The following is a 19,332-nucleotide window of genomic DNA, read 5'->3' as shown; positions in this document are numbered from 1 at the left end:
CCGCGTCCCCACCGGACGAACGGCAAGGCCGAGGCGGGACGAGCCGCCTTGCCGGCTCTCCGGGCACCGGTGGCGGAGCGCCGGACGTCCGCGCCCGCGGGGGGTGAGGTGCCCGGGCCACCGATGACGGCGCGTCGCACGCACACGGTCGCTGAGTGAGGCCGGGACGAGCCGCCCTCCGGTGTCTCCGGGCACCGAGCGGCGGCGCACCGCACCTGCGCGGCCGCTCAGTGAGGGCGGGACGAGGGAACGGCGAAGGCCCGGCGCTCAGCGCCGGGCCTTCGCCGTTCGCTTCAGATCAGGACGAGGAGACCTTCGCGGCCGCCTCGCTGCTGCTCGCCTGCTTGCCGCCGTTCTGCGGGCGCTTGCGGCCGTTCGCGGCCGGCTTGTTCACCGCGGCGTCCGCGGCCGGTTCCGCGGCGGGCTCGCCGCGGCCTGCGCGGGCCTCCTCGATGAGCTTCTTCGCCTGGGCGCGCGCGGTGGCGAGGATGGCCTCCGAGTCGCGCCGCGCGGTCTGCTTGGCGGTCTTGGAGAGCTCCTCGGCGCGGCGCTTCGCGTTCTCGGCCTTCTTCTCCGCCTCGGCCACGTACTGGTCGCGGTCGCTGCGGATCTGCTCGGCGTCGAGGCCGGCCTGCGCGAGGATCTGCTCGGCCTGGGCCTTGGCGTCGGCGAGCAGGCGCTCGCGTTCGGCCTCGATCTCGGCCAGCTCGGCGCGGGCCCGCTCGACGTCGGCCTCGGCCTCCACCTTGGCCTGGTCGGCGTGTTCGCGCAGGCGCGCCGCCTCAGCGGCGGCCTCGGCGGTGAGCCGCTCGGCCTCGGCCGCGGCCTGGGCGCGCAGGCGCTCGGCCTCCGCGGCGGTCTCCTCGGTGAGGCGGCGCGCCGCGGTCTCGGCGGCCTCGCGCTCCTGGCGGCCCGCGGCGGCGGCCTCGTCGCGCAGGCGCTGCGTCTCGCGCTCGGTCTCCTCCGTCAGGCGCAGGGCTTCTGCCTCGGCGGTCTCGCGCTGCGCACGCGCGGCCTCGGCGGCCTCCGCGGCGAGCGCGGCGACCTTCTCCTCGGTCTCGGCGGTGAGCCGCTGCGCCTCGGCCTCGGCCTCCTCCAGGCGGCGCTGGGCCTCCTGGCGGAGCCGCTTGGCCTCGTCGGCGGCCTCGGTGCGGGTCAGGGTCGCGTTGTCGGCCGCCTCGGCGCGCAGGCGCGTGGCCTCGTTCTCGGCCTCGGTGCGGACGGTCTGCGCGAACGTCTCGGTCTCCTGCTTGAACCGCTCCAGGTTCTCGACGGCCTCGGTGCGCAGGTCCCGCAGCTCGGCCTCGTGCTCGGCGCGCTTGCGCTCGGCCTCGGCCTCCGCCTCGGCGGCGATCCGGTCGGCCTTCTCGCGGGCCTCGGCGACCGCCTGCTCGGCGGCGACCGCGGCCTCGTCCTTGAGCTGCTGGGCCTCGGCGCGCAGGCGCTCGACGTGAGCGACCAGCTGCCGGGTCTGCTCGTCAGCGGCGGCCCGCTTGTTCTCGGCGTCCTGCTCGGCCTCGGCCACGAGCGCGGCGGCCCGCTCCTTCGCCTGGTCCACCATCGCCTGCGCCTCGCGGGCGCGCTTGTTGATCTCGGCGTCGATGATGGCGCGCCGGTCGGCCTCGGCCTTCTCGGCGGCGGCCCGGCGGGCCTTGAGCGTGGTCTCGAAGTCCTTGCGCGCCTGCTCGATCTGCGCCTCGGCCTCGCGCAGGCGCTGGTCGGCGCGCTGGTGCAGGTGCTGGGTCTGCGCGTGGGCGTTGGCCTTGATCTCCTCGGCCTGCTCCTCCGCGAGGGTCAGCATGTGCTCGATGCGGACGCCCAGGTGCCGGTAGGAGGCGTTGTCGCCCGCGGCGCTGCGCCGGCGCAGCTCCTGGATCTGGGCCTGCAACTGCTGGATCTGGACCACGAGCCGGTCGATCTGCGCGAGCGCCTCGGCGCGTTCCCCAGCGAGGGTGTCCATCTGGAGCTGCATCTGCTGGAGGTACCGGTCCACCTGCCGCTTGTCGTAGCCGCGCAGGGCGGTCTCGAACCCCCGGTCGATGGGTCCGCCCTCATCGAAGCCGGTCAGGAGTTCGGAATCGTCGAGTCTGTCTTCACGCGCCATGCCCTCATCCTCACGTAAGCCGCGTCCCGCCACCTCCGGATAGGGACCGGATGTGACGGGACGCGGCCGAGCTGTGGTTCCTCCACCGTCGACCTACGCCTACGATCATTCTTCACTGTCGTAGGTTTCGACGGTAACGCGGATTCGCCAGGTTTACTTGTTCGTCGGGTTTTTCTACTTGTCGCCGTCCTGCTGCCCGAGCGCCCCGCCGAGGGCGCCGCTGACCAGACCGCTGAGGTTCCGCAGCGTCTCCTGCACCTGGTCGCGCTTGGCGGTGAGCTCGGCCACCTTGGACTCGGCGTCCTTGGTGACGCGCTCCGCGTCGGACTTCGCGTCGGCGAGCAGGCGCTCGGCCTCGGCCTTGGCGTCGCTGACGAGCTTGTTCGCGTCCTTCTTCGCCTTGGACGTGGTGTCCTCGGCGTACTTGTCGGCCTCGGTGCGCTTCTCCTCGCCGCGGGTCTCGGCGGCCTTCGCGCGCTCCTCGGCGTCGCGGGCGCGGTTCTCGGCGTCGGACACCAGCTTCTGCGTCTCGGCGACGGCGCGGGTGTGGCGCTCGGACTCCTCGCGCTCGGCCTTCTCCTTGCGCTCGGCCAGTTCGAGGTCGAGGGCCTGGAGGTCCTTGTCGCGCTTCTCCTTCGCCTCGGCGAACAGCTTCGCGGCCTCGGCGCGCTTCTCCTCGGCCTCGCGGGCGGCCTTGGCGCGCAGCTGGGTGATCTCGCGGTCGGCCGTGGCGCGGAGGGTCGCGACCTCGCGCTCGACGGACGCCTTGAGCTCGGCGACCTCGTGGCCGGTCGCGGTGCGCAGCTGCTTGGTCTCGCGCTCGGCGTCGGCGCGGAGGGTCTCGCACTCGCGGCGGGCGTTGGTCCGCAGCTCCGCGACCTCGCGCTCCACCTGGGTGCGCAGCGCGTTGGCCTCGCGCTCGGCGTTCTGCTTCAGCGAACCGGCCTCGCCGCGGGCGGCGTCGGTGATCTCGCGCGACTCCAGGCGGGCGGCCGAGAGGATGCCCTCGGTCTCGCGCTTCGCCTCGGCGCGGTGCTCGTTGGCCTGCTCCTCGGCCAGACGGAGGATCTGCTCGACGCGGGTGCCGAGACCGGACAGGGTCGGGCGCGTGTTCTCCTCGAGCTGCTTCTGCTGCTCGGCGAGGCGCTGCTCGAGGCCCTGGATGCGCTGCTCGGCCTGGCGCAGACGACGCTGGGCGTCCGTCATCCGCTGCTCGGCCTCGGTGCGCTGCTGCTCGGTCTGGGTCAGCTTGGCCAGGTTCTTCTGGATGAAGTCATCCACCTGGTGCCGGTCGTAACCCCGCAACTGCACGGGGAATTCCGGCACCGATTGGTCGTTGTCGAAAAAGGTACTGCTGGAGGGCTGCTGCGACATGGACCAATACTTGCAGACGCGCATGGGAATGTCGACAGCAAGGTCAGGGGTTTGTGGAGCGGGAACCACCCGCAACAGTAGCCGCAAATCGGGCGAAACCCTTGGAACGACACGGAAGTCGAACGCGGTGAAGTTTCGGTGTCCTCCAGGTGTCACCCGAACGGCGTCATCTATCCGACACTCTTGGTGACTCTCGCCCCTGACCTGCGAAGGGGCCTAGGCGGGTTGGACCAGTTCGACGAGCACGCCCCCGGCGTCCTTCGGGTGCACGAAGTTGATCCGCGACCCGGCCGTGCCCTCGCGCGCCTCCTCGTACAGCAGCCGGGTGCCCCTGGCGCGCAGCGCGGCCGCCGCCGCCTCGACGTCCGCGACGGTGAACGCCAGCTGCTGGAGCCCGGGGCCCCTGGTCCCCAGGAACTTCGCGATCGTCGACTCCGGGGTGAGCGGCGCCAGCAGCTGCACCTGCGCGCCGCCCTCCGGCCACGCCACCATCACCTCGACGACCCCCTGCGCCTCGTTGACCTCGCGGTGCACCGCCCGCCCGCCGAGCGCGCCCTCGTACCATTCCAGGGCCGCGTCGAGGTCGGGCACCGCGATGCCGACGTGATCGATGCGCCGCAATCCGATTCCCTCAGTGAACGTCATACGATCGAGCGTATCGAGCGATTCGACCAACGGAGGTCAGCCATGAACGACGACACCATCGTCATCCTCGCCGCCGCCCGGACACCCATCGGGCGCTTCAACGGGGCGCTCGCCGACATCCCCGCCACCGACCTGGCCGGGACCGCCATCAGAGCCGCCATCGAACGCGCGGGCGTCGGCCCCGACCTGGTCGACCAGGTCCTCCTCGGGCAGGTCCTGCCCGCCGGATGCGGCCAGAACCCCGCCCGCCAGGCCGCCGTGGCCGCCGGCCTGCCCATGCGCGTGCCCGCGCTGGCGGTGAACAAGGTGTGCCTCTCCGGGCTCACCGCCGTCGGCCTCGCCGCCCAGCTCATCCGCGGCGGCGCCGCCGACGTCGTCGTCGCCGGCGGCATGGAGTCGATGAGCCGCGCCCCGCACCTGCTGCCCGGCTCGCGCCGCGGCCACAAGTACGGCGACGCCGTCCTCCTCGACCACCTCGCCCACGACGGCCTCACCGACGCCTACGACGGCATCTCCATGGGCGAGTCCACCGAGCGGCACCTCAAGGGCCGCAGCATCACCCGCGAGCAGCAGGACGCGTTCGCCGCCCACTCGCACCAGCGCGCCGCCAAGGCCGCCGAGCGCCTCGCCGAGGAGATCACGCCCGTCGAGACCCGCCGCGGCTACGTCGACGCCGACGAAGGCGTCCGCCCCGAGTCGACCCCGGAGAGCCTCGCGCAGCTGCGACCCGCGTTCACCGAGAACGGCACCATCACCGCCGCCTCCGCGTCCCAGATCTCCGACGGCGCCTCCGCGCTCGTGCTCGCCCGCAAGTCGCTCGCCGAGGCAAACGGCTGGGCCTGGACCGCCGAGATCCTCGCCTACGCCTCGGTCGCCGGCCCCGACAACTCGCTGCTCGACCAGCCCGCCAACGCGATCGCGAAGGCCCTCGCCATGGTCGGCGCGACCGCCGCGGACCTCGACATGGTCGAGATGAACGAGGCGTTCGCCGCCGTCGTCCTCGCCTCCGCCGAGACCCTCGGCGTCGACCTCGACCGGGTCAACCCCGACGGCGGTGCGATCGCCCTCGGCCACCCGATCGGCGCCTCCGGCGCCCGCCTCGCCCAGACCCTCGCGCGCCAGCTCGGCCCGGGCCGGCTCGGCGCCGCGGGCCTGTGCGGCGGCGGCGGCCAAGGCGACGCCGTCGTCATCAAGGGAGCCTGATGGGTCTGCCCGACCTGGTGGCGGCGGCCCGCGCGGGAGACCGCCGGGCCACCGCCCGCCTCCTCACCGTCGTCGAGAACGACACCGCCGCCGCCCCCGCGCTCGCGGGCCTGGTCAAGGGCGGCGACGCGCAGATCGTCGGCATCACCGGCTCGCCCGGCGTCGGCAAGTCCACGCTCGTGTCCGCCCTCATCGCCGCCTGGCGCGCGCAGGGCCTGCGCGTCGGCGTCCTCGCCGTCGACCCCTCCAGCCCGTTCTCGGGCGGCGCGATCCTCGGCGACCGGGTGCGCATGGCCGACCACGCCCTCGACCCCGGCGTCTACATCCGCTCGGTCGCCACCCGCGGCCACCTCGGCGGCCTCGCCGCGACCACCACCGCGGGCGTGCGGCTCCTCGAAGGGCTCGGCTTCGACGTCGTCATCGTCGAGACCGTCGGCGTCGGCCAGGCCGAGGTCGAGATCGCCTCCCTCGCCGACACCACCCTCCTGCTGCTCGCCCCCGGCATGGGCGACGGCATCCAGGCGGTCAAGGCCGGCGTCGTCGAGATCGCCGACGTGTACGTCGTGAACAAGGCCGACCGGCCCGGCGCCGACGGCACCGTCCGCGACCTGCGCGCCATGATGAGCCTCGTCCGCCGCGAGCCCGGCGAGTGGCGCCAGCCCGTGTGCACCACCGTCGCCTCAGAGGCCAAGGGGATCGACGACCTCGTCGCCGCGATCGCCAAGCACCGCGACTGGCTCGCCGAGGGCGACCGCCTCGCCGCCAAGCGCCGCCGCCGGGCCGCCGCCGAGATCCGCGCCCGCGTCGACGCGGCCCTGCGGGTGCGGTTCGCCGTCCCCGAGGCGCTGGCGGCCGCCGTCGCCGAGGGGGAGCTCGACGTCGCCTCCGCCGCCGGGACCGTGCTCCGCGGGGGCGCGGGCGGGCCGGAGATTGGCACAGGCGACACCGGCTAAACCTCTTCGCCTTCCCACCGTGCGACTTCGTAGACTGGAGCGGTGACAGACGCAGCTGAGAAGACGCCGGCCCCGGAGACCCAACTTCCGAAGACGTACGCGCCCGTAGAGGTAGAGGCGCGACGCTACGCGAAGTGGGTAGCCGACGGCCGGTTCAAGGCTGACGACGACTCCGACCGCGAGCCCTACGCGATCGTGATCCCCCCGCCGAACGTGACGGGGCAGCTCCACCTCGGGCACGCGCTCGACCACACCCTCATCGACACGCTGGTGCGGCGCGAGCGCATGCGCGGCAAGGAGGCCCTGTTCCTGCCGGGCACCGACCACGCCGGCATCTCCACCCAGAACGTGGTGGAGCGCCAGCTCGCCGACAAGGAGGGCCTGTCCCGCCACGACCTCGGCCGCGAGGCGTTCGTGGACAAGGTGTGGGAGTGGAAGGACGTCTACCACGAGCGCATCTCCTCGCAGATGAAGAAGATCGGCGACGGCGTCGACTGGGACCGCGAGCGGTTCACCCTCGACGACGGGCTGTCGGCGGCCGTGCAGACCATGTTCAAGCGCATGTACGACGACGGCATGATCTACCGCGCCGAGCGCATCATCAACTGGTGCCCGCGGTGCATGACCGCGCTCTCCGACATCGAGGTGGAGCACCAGGAGGACGCCGGCGAGCTCGTGTCGATGCGCTACGGCGAGGGCGACGCGTCGATCGTGGTCGCCACGACCCGGCTCGAGACGATGCTCGGCGACACCGCCGTGGCCGTGCACCCCGACGACGAGCGGTACCGGCACCTCCTCGGCACCACCGTCGAGGTGCCGTTCACCGGCCGCCGCATCCCGATCGTGGCCGACGCGCACGTCGACCCCGAGTTCGGGACCGGCGCCGTCAAGGTGACGCCCGCGCACGACCCGAACGACTTCGCGATCGGCCAGCGCCACGGCCTGGAGTCGATCCTCATCATGGACGAGCGCGGCGTGATCACCGCGCACGGCCCGTTCGAAGGGCTCGACCGGTTCGAGGCCCGCTCGGCGATCGCCGCCGCGCTGCGCGCCGAGGGCCGCATCGTGGCCGAGAAGCGCCCGTACATGCACGCGGTCGGGCACTGCGAGCGCTGCGACACGACCGTGGAGCCGCGCCTGTCGAAGCAGTGGTTCGTGAAGGTCGAGCGCCTCGCGAAGACGGCCGGCGACGCCGTCCGCAACGGCGAGACGAAGATCTACCCGCCGGAGATGGAGAAGCGCTACTTCTCGTGGGTCGACAACCTCCTCGACTGGTGCATCTCGCGCCAGCTGTGGTGGGGCCACCGCATCCCGATCTGGTACGGCCCGAACGGGGAAGAGGTGTGCGTGGGCCCGGGCGAGACCGCGCCCGAGGGCTACGTGCAGGACCCCGACGTGCTCGACACGTGGTTCTCCTCCGGCCTGTGGCCGTTCTCCACGTTCGGCTGGCCCGAGGACACGAAGGCGCTCGAGAAGTTCTATCCGACCGCGGTGCTGGTGACCGGCTGGGACATCATCTTCTTCTGGGTGGTCCGGATGATGATGTTCGGGACCTACGCGATGGGCAAGGCGCCCTTCGGGGAGGTGTTCCTGCACGGCCTCCTGCGCGACAAGCACGGCAAGAAGATGTCGAAGTCCTCCGGGAACGGCATCGACCCGCTCGAGGTGGTCGACCAGTACGGGGCCGACGCGCTGCGGTTCATGCTCGCGCGCGACGCGAACCCCGGCGCGGACGCGATCGCCTCGATCGAGCTGGCCGAGGTCGCCCGGAACTTCTGCAACAAGCTGTGGAACGGCACCCGGTTCGCGCTCATGAGCGGCGCGACCCTCGACGGGGACCTGCCCACGGACCTGTCGCTCATCGACCGGTGGATCCTCTCGCGGCTCTCGCGCACGATCGAGGCCGTCGACGGCCACCTCGGGCAGTACGAGTTCGCGAAGGCGATGGACGCGCTGTACCACTTCGCGTGGGACGACGTCTTCGACTGGTACCTGGAGCTGACCAAGCCGGTGCTCGCCGAGGGCGGGCAGCGCGCCGAGGACACCCGCCGCGTCATCGGCCACGTCTTCGACCAGCTGCTGCGCCTGCTGCACCCGGTGATCCCGTTCGTCACCGAGGAGCTGTGGCTCACGCTCACCGGCACCGAGGCGCAGGGCGACTCGCTCACCGTGGCCGCGTGGCCGGTGCCGGCCGGCGCCGACGACGAGGCCGAGCGCCTCGTGGGCGCCCTCCAGCACCTCGTCACCGAGGTGCGGCGCTTCCGCTCGGACCAGGGCGTGAAGCCGAGCCAGCCGGTGCCGGCGCGGTTCACGGGCCTGGACGCGGCCGGCCTGGCCGACCAGGAGCCGCTCATCCGCGCGCTCGTGCGGCTGGAGGCCGAGGGGGAGGGCTTCGCGCCGACCGCCGAGCTCGCCGTGTCCGAGCACGCGGCCGTCGCCCTCGACACCTCGGGGACGATCGACGTCGCGGCCGAGCGGGCGCGCCTGGAGAAGGCCCTGAAGGTCGCCGAGAAGGAGCTCGCCGGGACGGCCGGGAAGCTCGGCAACGAGGCCTTCCTCGCCAAGGCGCCGGACGCCGTGGTCGACAAGATCAAGGCGCGCAAGGCGACCGCGGAGGCCGACATCGCGCGCATCACCGCGCAGCTCGAACGACTCGCGTAAGCGGGGGCCGGGCCGCTCCCGCGGCCCGGCCTCCCCTTCCACCATGGGGGACCACACATTGAACGCCGAACTGGCGCAAGTCGAAGCGGCGCTGGAGGCCCGCGGGTTCTCCCGCTGGGACTTCACGCTCGACCGCATCAAGCAGCTGCTGGACCTCATGGGCGACCCGCAGCGCTCGTTCCGGTCCGTCCACATCACCGGGACGAACGGCAAGACGTCCACCACCCGCATGATCGAGCGGCTGCTGCGCGGCCACGGCCTGCGCACCGGCATGTTCACCTCGCCGCACCTGAACGACGTCACCGAGCGGATCTGCGTCGACGGCGAGCCGATCAGCGCTGAGCGCCTCGCGCAGCAGTACTACGAGATCGCGCCGCTCGCCGAACTCGTGGACCGCGAGGCCAGCGAGCCGCTCACCTACTTCGAGATGACCGTCGCGCTCGCCATGGGCGCGTTCGCGGACACGCCGATCGACGTCGGCGTCGTCGAGGTCGGCCTCGGCGGCGAGACGGACTCGACGAACATCCTGGGCGCCGAGGTCGCGGTCATCACCCCGATCGGCATCGACCACACCAAGTGGCTCGGCGAGACGCTCGCCGAGATCGCGACGATGAAGGCCGGGATCGTCCACGAGGGATCGACGCTCGTCACCTCGGTCCAGGAGCGCTCCGCGATGGAGCCGCTGCTGCGCCGCGCCCAGGCCGTGGGCGCGAAGCTCGTGCCCGAGGGCCGCGGCTTCGAGGTGACCTCCCGCGAGGTCGCCGTCGGCGGGCAGCTGCTCACCATCGAGACGAAGGCCGCCCGCTACCAGGACCTGTTCCTGCCGCTGCACGGCGAGTACCAGGCGCACAACGCGGCGCTGGCGCTCGCGGCCGTCGAGGTCCTGCTCGGCGCCGGCGAGCCGAAGGCCCTCGACGCCGAGGTCGTCGGCCAGGCGTTCGCGGAGTTCACCTCCCCGGGCCGCCTCGAGGTCGTGCGCACCGCCCCGGCCGTCATCCTCGACGCCGCGCACAACCCGGCCGGCATGGAGGCGATGACGAAGGCCGTCGAGGAGGAGTTCAACTTCCGCAAGCTCGTCGGCGTCGTCGGGATGCTCGCCGACAAGGAGACCGACCACATGCTCGAACTCCTCGAGCCGGTCCTCGACGAGATCGTCGTGACGAAGTCCTCCTCGGACCGGGCCATGCCCGCCGCGACCCTCGCGAAGCTCGCCGTCGAGGTCTTCGGCGAGGAGCGCGTGCACGTCCTGCCGCATCTGCGGGACGCGATCGCGCGCGGCATCGAGCTCGCCGAGGAGGCCGACGACCTGTACGAGTCGGGCGGCGGCGTCCTCGTCACCGGCTCGGTGTTCACCGTCGCCGACGCCCGCCGCATCCTGGTCGGCCGCCGTGGCTGACCGGAGCCCCGAGCCCGAGCACCCGGAGGAGCCCGAGGAGGCCGAGGCCCCCTGGGAGGAGCCCGACGAGTCCCGCTCGGGCCTGCGCGACCCGGCCCGGGCCGCCCGCAGCCTGGCGGCGCTCGCGCTCGCGTTCGAGGCGCTCGCGCTGCTGCTGGCGATCGTCCCGATGCGGATGGTCCTCGACGACCCCGCGCCCGCGACGGTCGCGATCGGCGCCCTCGTCGTCGCCGCGATCGTCCTGGCCGGCATGGCGAAGCGCCCCTGGGTGTGGCCCACCGGCGCGGTCCTCCAGGCCGCGGTGATCGCCTGCTGGCCGCTCCACTGGTCCCTCGGCGTCGCGGGCCTGGTGTTCGCGGCCGTGTGGGCCTACTGCTGGTACGTCAGCAGCCAACTCTCCCGACCCCCGAAACGGTGACCATGGAACTCGAGACCGCGCGCCTGCGCCTCCGCCCCCTCGCCGCCGCCGACGCGGCGGCCCTCGCGCCGATCAACGCCGACCCCGAGGTCATGCGCTACATCGGCACGGGCGAGCCCCGCACGATGGAGCAGACCGAGGCGCTCACCGCGAAGTCGGCCGCGCACTGGGACGAGCACGGCTGGGGCATCTTCGCGGTGTCCGAACGGGACACCGGCGACCTCGTCGGCCTCGGCATCCTCGCCACGCCGACGTTCCTGCCCGAGATCCTCCCCGTCACCGAGGTCGGGTGGCGGATCGCCCGCCCCCGCTGGGGCCGCGGCTACGCGCCCGAGGCCGCCCGTGCCGTGGTCGGCTTCGCCTTCGGCGAGCTCGGCCTCGACCGGCTCGTCTCCTGCATCCACTCCGACAACGCCGCGTCGGTCCGCGTCGCCGAGAAGCTCGGCATGGCCCTCGAACGCGAGACGACCGTCCCGGGGTTCGACGTGCCGTGCAGCGTCTACGAGCTCAAGGCCTGACCCGGACCGCATCTGTCGGGTAGCCGACACCACGCGTTCTGCGAGACGGTTCGCGTCGCCTCGGCGTGCCATAGTGAACCTGTCCGTTTCGGCCCCCTGAGCGCTCGGCGGTGGTCCCCGTGAAGATGCAGCCCCGGCAACAGCTCCTCGACATCTGGAAGGCCCAGATCGCCTACAGCTGGCGCCCCGCCGAGGACGGCTCCAAGCGCCGCGAATGGCACTGGGGCGGCCGCAACGACTCCGACGCTGTCGGCGACGCCCAGCAGCTCCTGTGCCTGCTCTACCCCGCGCAGGAGCTCCCCGACCTCCGCTACGCCGACCCCGACGCCACCAGCGACGCCGTCCTCGAAGCGCTCTCCGGCCTCGGCGACGCCGTCGAGATCCCCATCCGGATCATGCGGCTCGTCAAGGACTACATGGAGAAGCACGTCGACGCCGACGGCGTCCCCGTCTACTCCGGCGGCTCCAACATGCACCGCGTCGACCGCACCCGCGAGGCCGCCCCCGAGCAGCGCGGCATCGACGTCACCGAGGGCTTCGCGCTCGCCATCCCGCTCAGCCTCGCCGCCCTCACCTTCCTCGCCGACTTCGCGCCCACCGTCGACCGCATGGGCCGCGCCGACCTCGTCCGCGAACTCGAGCACGTGCAGCGGATCATCCACCGCCGCCTCCTCGGCGCGATCACCGGCCTCCTGCGCTCCTTCGCCGTGTCCACCTTCGACGCCGACGACGACTTCGGCCGCCAGCTCATCGCCCTCATCAACGTCGACGGCCAGCCCGACCGCAAGATCGTGCGCCGCTTCAGGGAAGAGGCCGAGGAGATCATCGCGACCCTGCGCACCATCACCGTCGGCTCCGGCGGCACCGCCGGCGTCGAGGCGCCCACGAAGCTGTTCGAGATCGGCTGGTCCTGGTCCGTGGTCGAGAAGGCCCCCGACATCCCCGACGTCTCCGACACCTCCACCCAGCGCGTCGGCCGCGCCGAGGACGCCCCCTACCTGTACTTCACCGTGGTCGCCCTCGAAGCCATCGCCACCCTGTTCTCCGACCGCGTCATGCGCCGCAACCTCCTCACCGAGGAGGAGCGCCGCCTCGCCCAGTCGCTCCAGATCCGCCTCGACGTCACCCGCCGCTACTGGGCCATGGTCGCCTCCTTCGGCGGCGGCTCCAAGTGGCCCCTCGAGGACGTCCCGTGGCGCACCACCGACGGCCTCGAGTACGACTACTACAGCCTCCTCGTCTGCGCCGTCGCCACCGAGACGTTCGGCTCCAGCCGCGGCGGCGACGACGACCTCATCCGCCTCGCGAACGTCCTCGTGGAGCTCGCCAACCGCGGCCGCATCACCCGCCGCCCCCTCGTCGGCGACCGCGCCGTCGAGATGCACTTCCCCGGCGTCAAGGCCGAACTCGCCGGCATCGAGAAGCTCGACGGCCCGGCCATGATCTGGAACATGGTCGACTTCGCGCCGCTGCTGCTCAAGCGCCTCTACGACGCCGCCGGCCTCCTCGTCACCATCAACGCCCGCGCCCAACTCCTCGAGGTCGCCGACCTCGTCTGGGACCACCTGGCGCGCAGGCGCATCCGCGACGGCCGCGCCTCCCGCCTGTGGGACCAGCCCCGCCAGGTCTTCACCGAGCTGCCGAACCACTTCGAGGACCCGTCCTGGCACTTCACGATCCGCGTCGTCGAGGCCATGGTGCTCGCCGCCCAGTTCGCCGGCTCCGAGCCCGCCCGCTCCCGGAGCCTGGAGGCGCTCGCGCACGAGCTGCTGGTGGAGGCCGAGCACATCTACGACCAGGAGCTGCTGCGCGGCTCGGGGAACGCCGGACCCGCGCTGGCGCAGGAGATCCGCTCGGTGGGGCTGACGATCCGCCACGCCAAGGAGGTCGTGGACGAGCGGCCCGGCACCGCGTTCTCGCTGGGCGTCAAGGCCCTCATCGACCTCGACCGGCTCATCGCGGCCGGCCGCGACGCCGAGACCGGAGTGTGACGATGCTGCTGTTCGCGACCTCGGACAAGGGCGGCACGGGCCGGTCGGTCTCCTCGTGCAATCTCGCGTACCGCCGCGCCGTCCAGGGCATGAACGTGTGCTATGTGGACTTTGACTTCGGTTCGCCCACCGCCGGCGCGATCTTCGGCATCGACGACCTCGAGCACGGCACGTACGGCAACGGCGTCCACGAGTACCTCCAGGACCTCGCGTCCGAGCCGGAGCGGCACTCGGTGTGGGCGGTGAGCGACCGCGCCGAGCTCCAGGCGCGCCCCGACGGCGCCGGCGAGCTGGTGCTGTGCCCCGGCGACGCCGACGGCTCGGAGTTCCCCGGCGACGAGCACACCGTCGACCGCTGCGTCAAGCTCCTCCAGGAGCTCTCGCGCGAGTACGACCTCGTCATCGTGGACCTGTCCGCGGGCCGCTCGCACGCCACGGAGATGGTCATGGCCGCCACCGCCCGCGCCGAGCTCGCGAACCTGCCGTGGCGCTGGATTGTCTACCACCGCTGGACGAAGCAGCACGTCATCGCCGCCCACTCGCTCGTGTACGGCGAGCGCGGCCTGGTCGAGACCGCGAAGGCGTACGGGGAGGAGTACCAGCGCAAGCTCCTCGCCTCGATCCGGTACGTGCGCACCGCGGTCGTCGACCCCGACGGCGCCGACCTCTCGGGCCTGGAGGCGACCCAGATCCGGTGGCTGCGCAAGATCGACGCCGACCTGCACCAGATGGCGGCCCGGCTCAAGCTCGGCCGCATGAACCTGCTCGGGTCGGTCCCCCTCGACCCGGTGCTCCAGTGGCGCGAGCAGATCATCACCGACGCCGACACGGTGACGCTGCGGATCGCGAACCAGGAGACCGTGCGGGCCTTCGCCGACCTGGCGGCCCGTTCGGCCGAGGAGCTGTTCGTGCCCGGACTCGAGGCGAGCGTGCGGGGGATCGAGTGACGTACGAGGAGACCAGCGCCAAGCAGCGCACCGAGCGGTTCGGGATGTCGCACCTGTCGATCGAGGTCGGGCACCTGTACGCCGACGACCTCGCCCGGCCCGACGCGCTCAAGGAGGAGATGGCGTCGGCGGCGGCGTGGGTCCACGGCACGACCGAGGCGCTCACGAAGCGCCTCGGGGGCCGCCGGCCGCGCGTCTCGACCTGCTACCTCGTGGACGACTACTTCCACCAGGACCTGCCCGAACCCGAGCGGCTCATCGCGACCGTGGTCGAGGCCGCCGCGGACGCGGGACTGCGCATCGACTACCTCGCCCGGGAGTCCTCGTGCGACCGCATGGGGCCCTTGGACCTCGCCGGGCTCGTCGCCGACCGGATCGTGTTCGAGCCGCCGCCGGGCACGAACGGCTCCCGGCCACCGGTCTCCGACCTCGGCTGGCTCCCGAACGGGGTGCCGACGCCGAAGCCGCGCGGGATCGCGATGGGCGCGCCGCTGCGGTGGGTGCCGCCGAGCCAGAACGCGCGGCGCGAGCACTCGGTGTTCCTCGACGTCGAGCTGTGGAACGACACCCCGCAGGGCCGCCGCTGGTCGTGCCCGATGCTCGCCGCGGTCTGGCAGCTGCTGCGCCTGGGCGTGCTGCGCGACCAGGGCCGGCGCATCGGGGTGCCCGAGCCGGTCGAGTCGCTGGTGCCGGCCGAGCACGGCCACGCGCCCGGGCGGCGCGGCCCGGGGCGCCGCTTCCCGGACCGGTGGGCGGAGATGCCGCCGATCCTCCAGCTGAACCCGGCGGCGTTCCCGTTCCCGGCGTACCGGACCGTGTCGGTCCTATCGGTGGACTTCCTGGAGGTGGAGCACGCGGTGCGCGTCATCTGCGGCAGCGTCAGGCCCGACGCGGGCGCTGTCGAGTCGATCCGCAAGTCGGCCGAGCGGGAGGGCATGACGCTCCCGGCCGAGCTCGTGGACCGGCTCAGCTACATCTTCCAAGGGCCGCTCTAGGTGGGGTTTCATGACCCGGGTGCGGTCCGTCCGGGTCGTGGGACACGAACTAGGGCCGGCCGCGGAAGTGGTCGGGGCCGGAGCCGCGGCTGCGGTCGCGTTCGAGCATCTCGAGGACCTGGACGGCGAGATCGGCGGCGCCGTAGTCGATCTGGGACCTGACGCGCTCGGTCATGGTCGCCCACTGGCGCGAGAGGCCGGGGCGGCGCTCCAGGGCGTCCCACACGAACTCGAGCTCGCGGGAGGTCCGCGCGCCCGCCGACCACAGGTGCAGGAGGTGGTCGACGACCGGGCGGAGGGTGCGCAGCGTGTGCCGCGGGTCCTCGCCGATCTTCGCGAGCGCGATGCGGGCCGCGACGGCGGTGAGCAGCCAGTCGTGGACGGCGAGGTCCTCGGCCGCGGCGGCCACGGCCTCGGGCTCGACCGGGCCGGTGGCGATGCTCAGGCGCCGCCGGTCGCCGCCGACGAGCCGGAACGCGACGGCGTTCCCGGCGGCGGGGTCGGCGACGGCCGCCCACCGCAGCCGGGTCGAGCCGGTCTTGATCGGCGGGCGCTGGTCGAGCACGGGGCGGGCGAGCACGTCGTGGATGGAGTGCCGGGCGATCGCGGCGGTGTCGAGGAGCTCGGACCGGTCGCGGCGGGCGTCGGCGGCGAGGAACGCGCGCGCGAGCCGCTCGGCCTCGAAGTTCCCGATCGTCTCGAGCGTCCCGGGCCGGGCCAGGTAGTACGACCACGGCATCCGGCGCGGCTGGGTCGGCGGCAGCACCGCGGTCCAGGAGGAGCCCTGGAGCAGGTGCCCGCCGGTGAGGACCGCGCGGGAGCAGACGGTGCCGACGGCGCGGACCGAGCCGTTCGCGGACCGGTCGTCGGCGTGCGGGTTGTCCTGCTTCGGGGCGAGCGGCAGTTTGCAGTCCACGCCGTGCAGGAGCGTCGGGGACGCGGTGTGCGGGACGGGCCGCGCCCACTGCACGACGCTCTCGCCGACCGCGAGCGACAGGGCCGCGCGGGCCTCTTCGGGCGTCAGCGGCCGCGAATGCGGCAGCAGCGCGGTGTGGATCTCGCCGACGATGAGCATGGGCACTCCACTTCGCAAGGGCGGGACGGGTTCTCGGTCGCTACTCGCGCTCCCGGTGCTCGGTGATGGCGAGGCCGTGGCCGTCGGGGTCGCGGAACGCGGCCGCCCGCATCTCGTAGTTCTGGCCCAGCAGCGCGGTGCGCGGCAGGTGCAGGAACTGGACGCCGGCCTCGTTCATCTGGGTGAACGCGGCGTCGATGTCGCCGACCTCGAAGGTCAGGTGCATGACCCCGGTCTCGCCGGGCGGGGCGTCGGGGCGCTCCCACAGCAGGATCTTCCCGAAGCCGGCGTCGAGGACGGCCGCCTCCTCGGTGCGGTCGGAGATCGCGAGTCCGAGTGCGTCCGTGTAGAACTCGACCGAGCGCTGGAGGTCGGCGACCACGAGGGTCGCGGCCACGTCGGTGACGTCGGCGCCGCCGAGGCGCTCGTCGGAGAGGAGCAGTTCGGCGAGGTCCTTCGCGAGGCTGCTGCCCTCCTCGGAGGTGCGCGGGCGCGGCGGGGAGGGCGAGCGCAGCTTCGCGGCGGCCTCGGCGATGGGTCCCTTCGCCTGCGGCGGCGCGTCCTTCGGCGCTTCGGCCGGGGCGGTCCCGGCGGCGGGGCCGCCGCCGATCTGCTCACTCGGCAGCGTGAACGCCGACGTCGGCGGGTCCGCGGGGAGCGGCGCCGACTCCGACGAGGCGGAGTCCACAGGGGACGATGTCTGCGGTTCGGCGGGGGCCGCGGCCGCCGCCTGCGGTTCCCGGGGCTCCGCGTCAGGTTCGGGCGCAGCGGGTGCCGCTTCGACCGCGGCCGGAGCGGCCTCGTCCGGTTCGGGTTCGGGTTCGTCGATCGGCACCATGACGATCGGCGCGGCCGGGGCGGAAAGCGGCGGCTCCGGCTCCGCGGCGGGCTGCTCGACGGGCGCCTCGACCGGCGCGGTCTGCGCCGCCGCGGCGGGTGCCGCGGGAGCGGTTGGCGGTTCCTCCACCGGAACCGCGGCGGCGGTCCCGGGCGCGGCCGGCGGTTCCTCCACAGGAACGGACGCGGCCGGCGGCTCCTCGGCCGGAACCGCGGCGGGCGGTTCCTCCACGGGGGCCGCGACCGGTGGGGCGGGCGGCTTCGGCGGCTCCGGGACCGGTTGCGCCGCAGCGGGAGGCGGCACGGGCGCGGTCTCGGGCCGGTCGGGCGCGAACAGGTCGTCGAGCGAGCCGGGCTCGGTCTGCTTGACGGCCGCGCCGCGCGGCGGGTCGTCCTCGACGATGAGGTCTTCGAGCCGGTGCTGCCCGATGAGCGGCGGCGCCGGGACCGGCTGCGGGAAGCGCCGGGCCGAGTGCTCGACCGTGAAGAACGTGATCGTCCCGGCCAGGCACAGGAACGCGAGCACGGCGATGCCGACGCTCTGCGCGCCGATCGCCATGGACGTGAAGAAGAACGCCAGGATCAGTAAAGTGATGGCGCCGATCGCCCGCGAGGTGCGCCACCGCATCCGCCTGTCCGCGTTGAGGACCGTGCCGATCGCCTCGCCGCCCGCGGCGTGGTGCTGGCGGGCGTGCAGGTCCTTCATGGCGTGCTGGTTGATCGCCCACCAGCGGGCCTGATTCTGGCGGCGCTGCTGGTCCATCAGGAGCCGCTGCTGGCGCAGCTGCTCGGCGGTCATGCCCCGGGCCTGCTGCCGCGCTCCGCCGCGCGGCTGGGCCTTCGCGGGCATCGCCTTGCGCGCCCCTGCCCCGCCCTTCGCGGCGGCGCCCTTCGCACCACCGCGGGCGGCCCCGCCCTTGGCGCCGCCCCGGCTGGGGGCCTTGGAAGGCCGCGGGGCGGGACGGGGTGGCTGTCTCGAGGGCATCTGGGACACCTCATCCGCAACTGGGAAACCGGGTTTCAACGTGAATCGTACGTGGGTGAGGCAACGGACACAACATCGCTTACGATGGCAGCCACGAATCCGACAGTCGCCTCAAGGAGTCTCCCGTGGCCGAACAGCGCACCCTCGTCCTGATCAAACCCGACGCCGTCCGGCGCGGGCTCATCGGCGAGGTCCTGGCCCGCCTCGAGCGCAAGGGCCTGCGCGTCGAGGAGCTGCGGCTGCGCACCATGGACGCGGCGCTGTCGGACGCGCACTACGCCGAGCACGTCGGCCGGCCCTACTACGAGGGCCTGAAGGACTTCATGACCTCCGGCCCGCTGGTGAGCCTGGTCGTGGCGGGGGACGAGGCGATCCCGGTGGTGCGCAAGCTCGCCGGCGCCACCGACGGGCGCAAGGCCGAGCCGGGGACCATCCGCGGCGACTTCTCGCTGTCGAACCAGCAGAACCTCATCCACGCCTCGGACTCGGAGGAGTCCGCGAAGCGCGAGATCGACCTCTGGTTCTCGTAGACGCACCGCTGACGACGCTGGCAGCAGTGCGCGACCGGGCCCGCCGCTAAGCGGGGCTCGGGTGCCGGAGCGCCTCCAGGTCGGCCGGGGTGTCGACGTCCACCGGGTCCCCCGGGCACGCGACCTCGCGCACCAGGCCCGGGTTCGCGGCGATGAAATCGCGCGCCCCGCGGTCGCCCGACGCCCCCGCGGCGATGCCGTCCAGGTGCTCGCGCGCGAAGTACATCGGATGGCCCGGGCGGCCCCCGTACGTCGCGATCGCGACCGTCGCCCCGCCGTCGGCGGCCGCGATGAGCCGCCGGACCGCCTCGGCCTCGACGCGCGGCTGGTCGACGAGGGTCACCACGACCCCGTCGTAGCGCTCCGGGACGGCGGCCAGTCCGGCCTTCAGCGACGTCGACAACCCCTGCCCCCAGCGCCGGTTCAGCACCGGCGTGAACGCCTCCTGCGCGGCCGACAGCGCCTGCTCGGCCCCGGCCCCCAGCACGGCCAGGACCTGCCGGCAGCCGCCGTCGCGCAGCGTCGCCACGGCCCGGTCGAGCAGGCTGCGGCCGTCGTACTGGACGAGGGCCTTGGGCTGGCCGAAGCGCCTCCCGGCGCCTGCGGCGAGCACGAGCCCCGCGGTGTTCCCCATGTTCTGCATCCCCCTTCGATGGTCCGCCTCGCGGCGGAGGTTGCGGCGGCGCCCCCTGCGCCGCCC

At 73.1% G+C, this 19,332-nt stretch carries 16 protein-coding genes; 10 read left to right on the top strand and 6 right to left on the bottom strand.

Annotated elements, in window-relative coordinates:
• Positions 1–298: 298 nt before the first annotated feature.
• The 3 genes from EIW28_RS24345 to mce all read right to left on the bottom strand — a co-directional run bounded on the left by EIW28_RS24345 (position 299) and on the right by mce (position 4,123).
• Positions 299–2,104 (bottom strand): DivIVA domain-containing protein, encoded by a 1,806-nt coding sequence (locus tag EIW28_RS24345; protein ID WP_158630465.1) that lies wholly within the window; start codon positions 2,102–2,104, stop codon positions 299–301.
• Positions 2,105–2,278: 174 nt separating this feature from the next.
• Complete coding sequence (locus EIW28_RS18930) at positions 2,279–3,478, bottom strand: coiled-coil domain-containing protein (protein WP_125249274.1); 1,200 nt, start codon at positions 3,476–3,478, stop codon at positions 2,279–2,281.
• Positions 3,479–3,694: 216 nt separating this feature from the next.
• Positions 3,695–4,123: a methylmalonyl-CoA epimerase gene (gene mce / locus EIW28_RS18925; protein ID WP_125249273.1), complete on the bottom strand. Its 429-nt coding sequence runs from the start codon at positions 4,121–4,123 to the stop codon at positions 3,695–3,697.
• Positions 4,124–4,165: 42 nt separating this feature from the next.
• Between mce and EIW28_RS18920 the strand changes: the two genes are divergently transcribed.
• The 9 genes from EIW28_RS18920 (at position 4,166) to EIW28_RS18880 (ending at position 15,205) form a co-directional block, all read left to right on the top strand.
• Positions 4,166–5,326 carry an acetyl-CoA C-acyltransferase gene (locus EIW28_RS18920; protein WP_125249272.1) on the top strand — a complete coding sequence of 387 codons (1,161 nt, stop codon included), beginning with the start codon at positions 4,166–4,168 and terminating at the stop codon, positions 5,324–5,326.
• On the top strand, positions 5,326–6,279 hold the full coding sequence (gene meaB / locus EIW28_RS18915) for a methylmalonyl Co-A mutase-associated GTPase MeaB (protein ID WP_125249271.1): 954 nt from the start codon (positions 5,326–5,328) through the stop codon (positions 6,277–6,279). Before EIW28_RS18920 ends, meaB begins: the two co-directional genes overlap by 1 nt.
• Before the next feature lie 42 nt (positions 6,280–6,321).
• Positions 6,322–8,940 (top strand): valine--tRNA ligase, encoded by a 2,619-nt coding sequence (locus EIW28_RS18910; RefSeq protein WP_125249270.1) that lies wholly within the window; start codon positions 6,322–6,324, stop codon positions 8,938–8,940.
• Between the two features lie 43 nt (positions 8,941–8,983).
• Positions 8,984–10,336, top strand: a complete 1,353-nt coding sequence (locus EIW28_RS18905) for a bifunctional folylpolyglutamate synthase/dihydrofolate synthase (protein ID WP_125249269.1) — start codon at positions 8,984–8,986, stop codon at positions 10,334–10,336.
• Entirely contained in the window at positions 10,329–10,754 is a 426-nt protein-coding gene (locus tag EIW28_RS18900; RefSeq protein WP_125249268.1) for a DUF4233 domain-containing protein, read from the top strand. The genes EIW28_RS18905 and EIW28_RS18900 overlap by 8 nt, the downstream gene beginning before the upstream one ends.
• Positions 10,755–10,756: 2 nt before the next feature.
• Positions 10,757–11,272 (top strand): GNAT family N-acetyltransferase, encoded by a 516-nt coding sequence (locus EIW28_RS18895; protein ID WP_125249267.1) that lies wholly within the window; start codon positions 10,757–10,759, stop codon positions 11,270–11,272.
• A gap of 125 nt (positions 11,273–11,397) precedes the next feature.
• The gene (locus EIW28_RS18890; RefSeq protein WP_232014080.1) at positions 11,398–13,263 is read left to right on the top strand and encodes an SCO2524 family protein; all 1,866 of its coding nucleotides are present in this window, start codon (positions 11,398–11,400) and stop codon (positions 13,261–13,263) included.
• Between the two features lie 2 nt (positions 13,264–13,265).
• Positions 13,266–14,210 (top strand): SCO2523 family variant P-loop protein, encoded by a 945-nt coding sequence (locus EIW28_RS18885; RefSeq protein ID WP_125249265.1) that lies wholly within the window; start codon positions 13,266–13,268, stop codon positions 14,208–14,210.
• Positions 14,207–15,205, top strand: coding sequence for an SCO2522 family protein (locus EIW28_RS18880; protein ID WP_197717368.1), 999 nt, complete (start codon positions 14,207–14,209; stop codon positions 15,203–15,205). Before EIW28_RS18885 ends, EIW28_RS18880 begins: the two co-directional genes overlap by 4 nt.
• Positions 15,206–15,254: 49 nt before the next feature.
• On the opposite strand, the gene EIW28_RS18875 is transcribed toward EIW28_RS18880, so the two are convergent.
• Both EIW28_RS18875 and EIW28_RS18870 read right to left on the bottom strand, forming a co-directional pair.
• Complete coding sequence (locus EIW28_RS18875) at positions 15,255–16,280, bottom strand: SCO2521 family protein (protein WP_125249264.1); 1,026 nt, start codon at positions 16,278–16,280, stop codon at positions 15,255–15,257.
• A 40-nt stretch (positions 16,281–16,320) separates the two neighbouring features.
• Positions 16,321–17,916, bottom strand: a complete 1,596-nt coding sequence (locus EIW28_RS18870; RefSeq protein ID WP_125249263.1) for a VOC family protein — start codon at positions 17,914–17,916, stop codon at positions 16,321–16,323.
• A 311-nt stretch (positions 17,917–18,227) separates the two neighbouring features.
• Here EIW28_RS18870 and ndk point away from each other — a divergent pair, with 311 nt between their 5' ends.
• Positions 18,228–18,632 carry a nucleoside-diphosphate kinase gene (ndk, locus tag EIW28_RS18865; RefSeq protein ID WP_125249262.1) on the top strand — a complete coding sequence of 135 codons (405 nt, stop codon included), beginning with the start codon at positions 18,228–18,230 and terminating at the stop codon, positions 18,630–18,632.
• A 46-nt stretch (positions 18,633–18,678) separates the two neighbouring features.
• On the opposite strand, the gene EIW28_RS18860 is transcribed toward ndk, so the two are convergent.
• Positions 18,679–19,266, bottom strand: a complete 588-nt coding sequence (locus tag EIW28_RS18860) for a nucleotidyltransferase family protein (RefSeq protein WP_125249261.1) — start codon at positions 19,264–19,266, stop codon at positions 18,679–18,681.
• Positions 19,267–19,332 lie beyond the last annotated feature (66 nt).

Origin of the sequence: Glycomyces terrestris, from assembly GCF_003933745.1 — a bacterium.
In the GTDB taxonomy this organism is placed as follows: domain Bacteria; phylum Actinomycetota; class Actinomycetes; order Mycobacteriales; family Micromonosporaceae; genus Glycomyces; species Glycomyces terrestris.
Note: the sequence above shows the minus strand (reverse complement) of the source record. Positions and strands in the feature narration are given on the sequence as shown.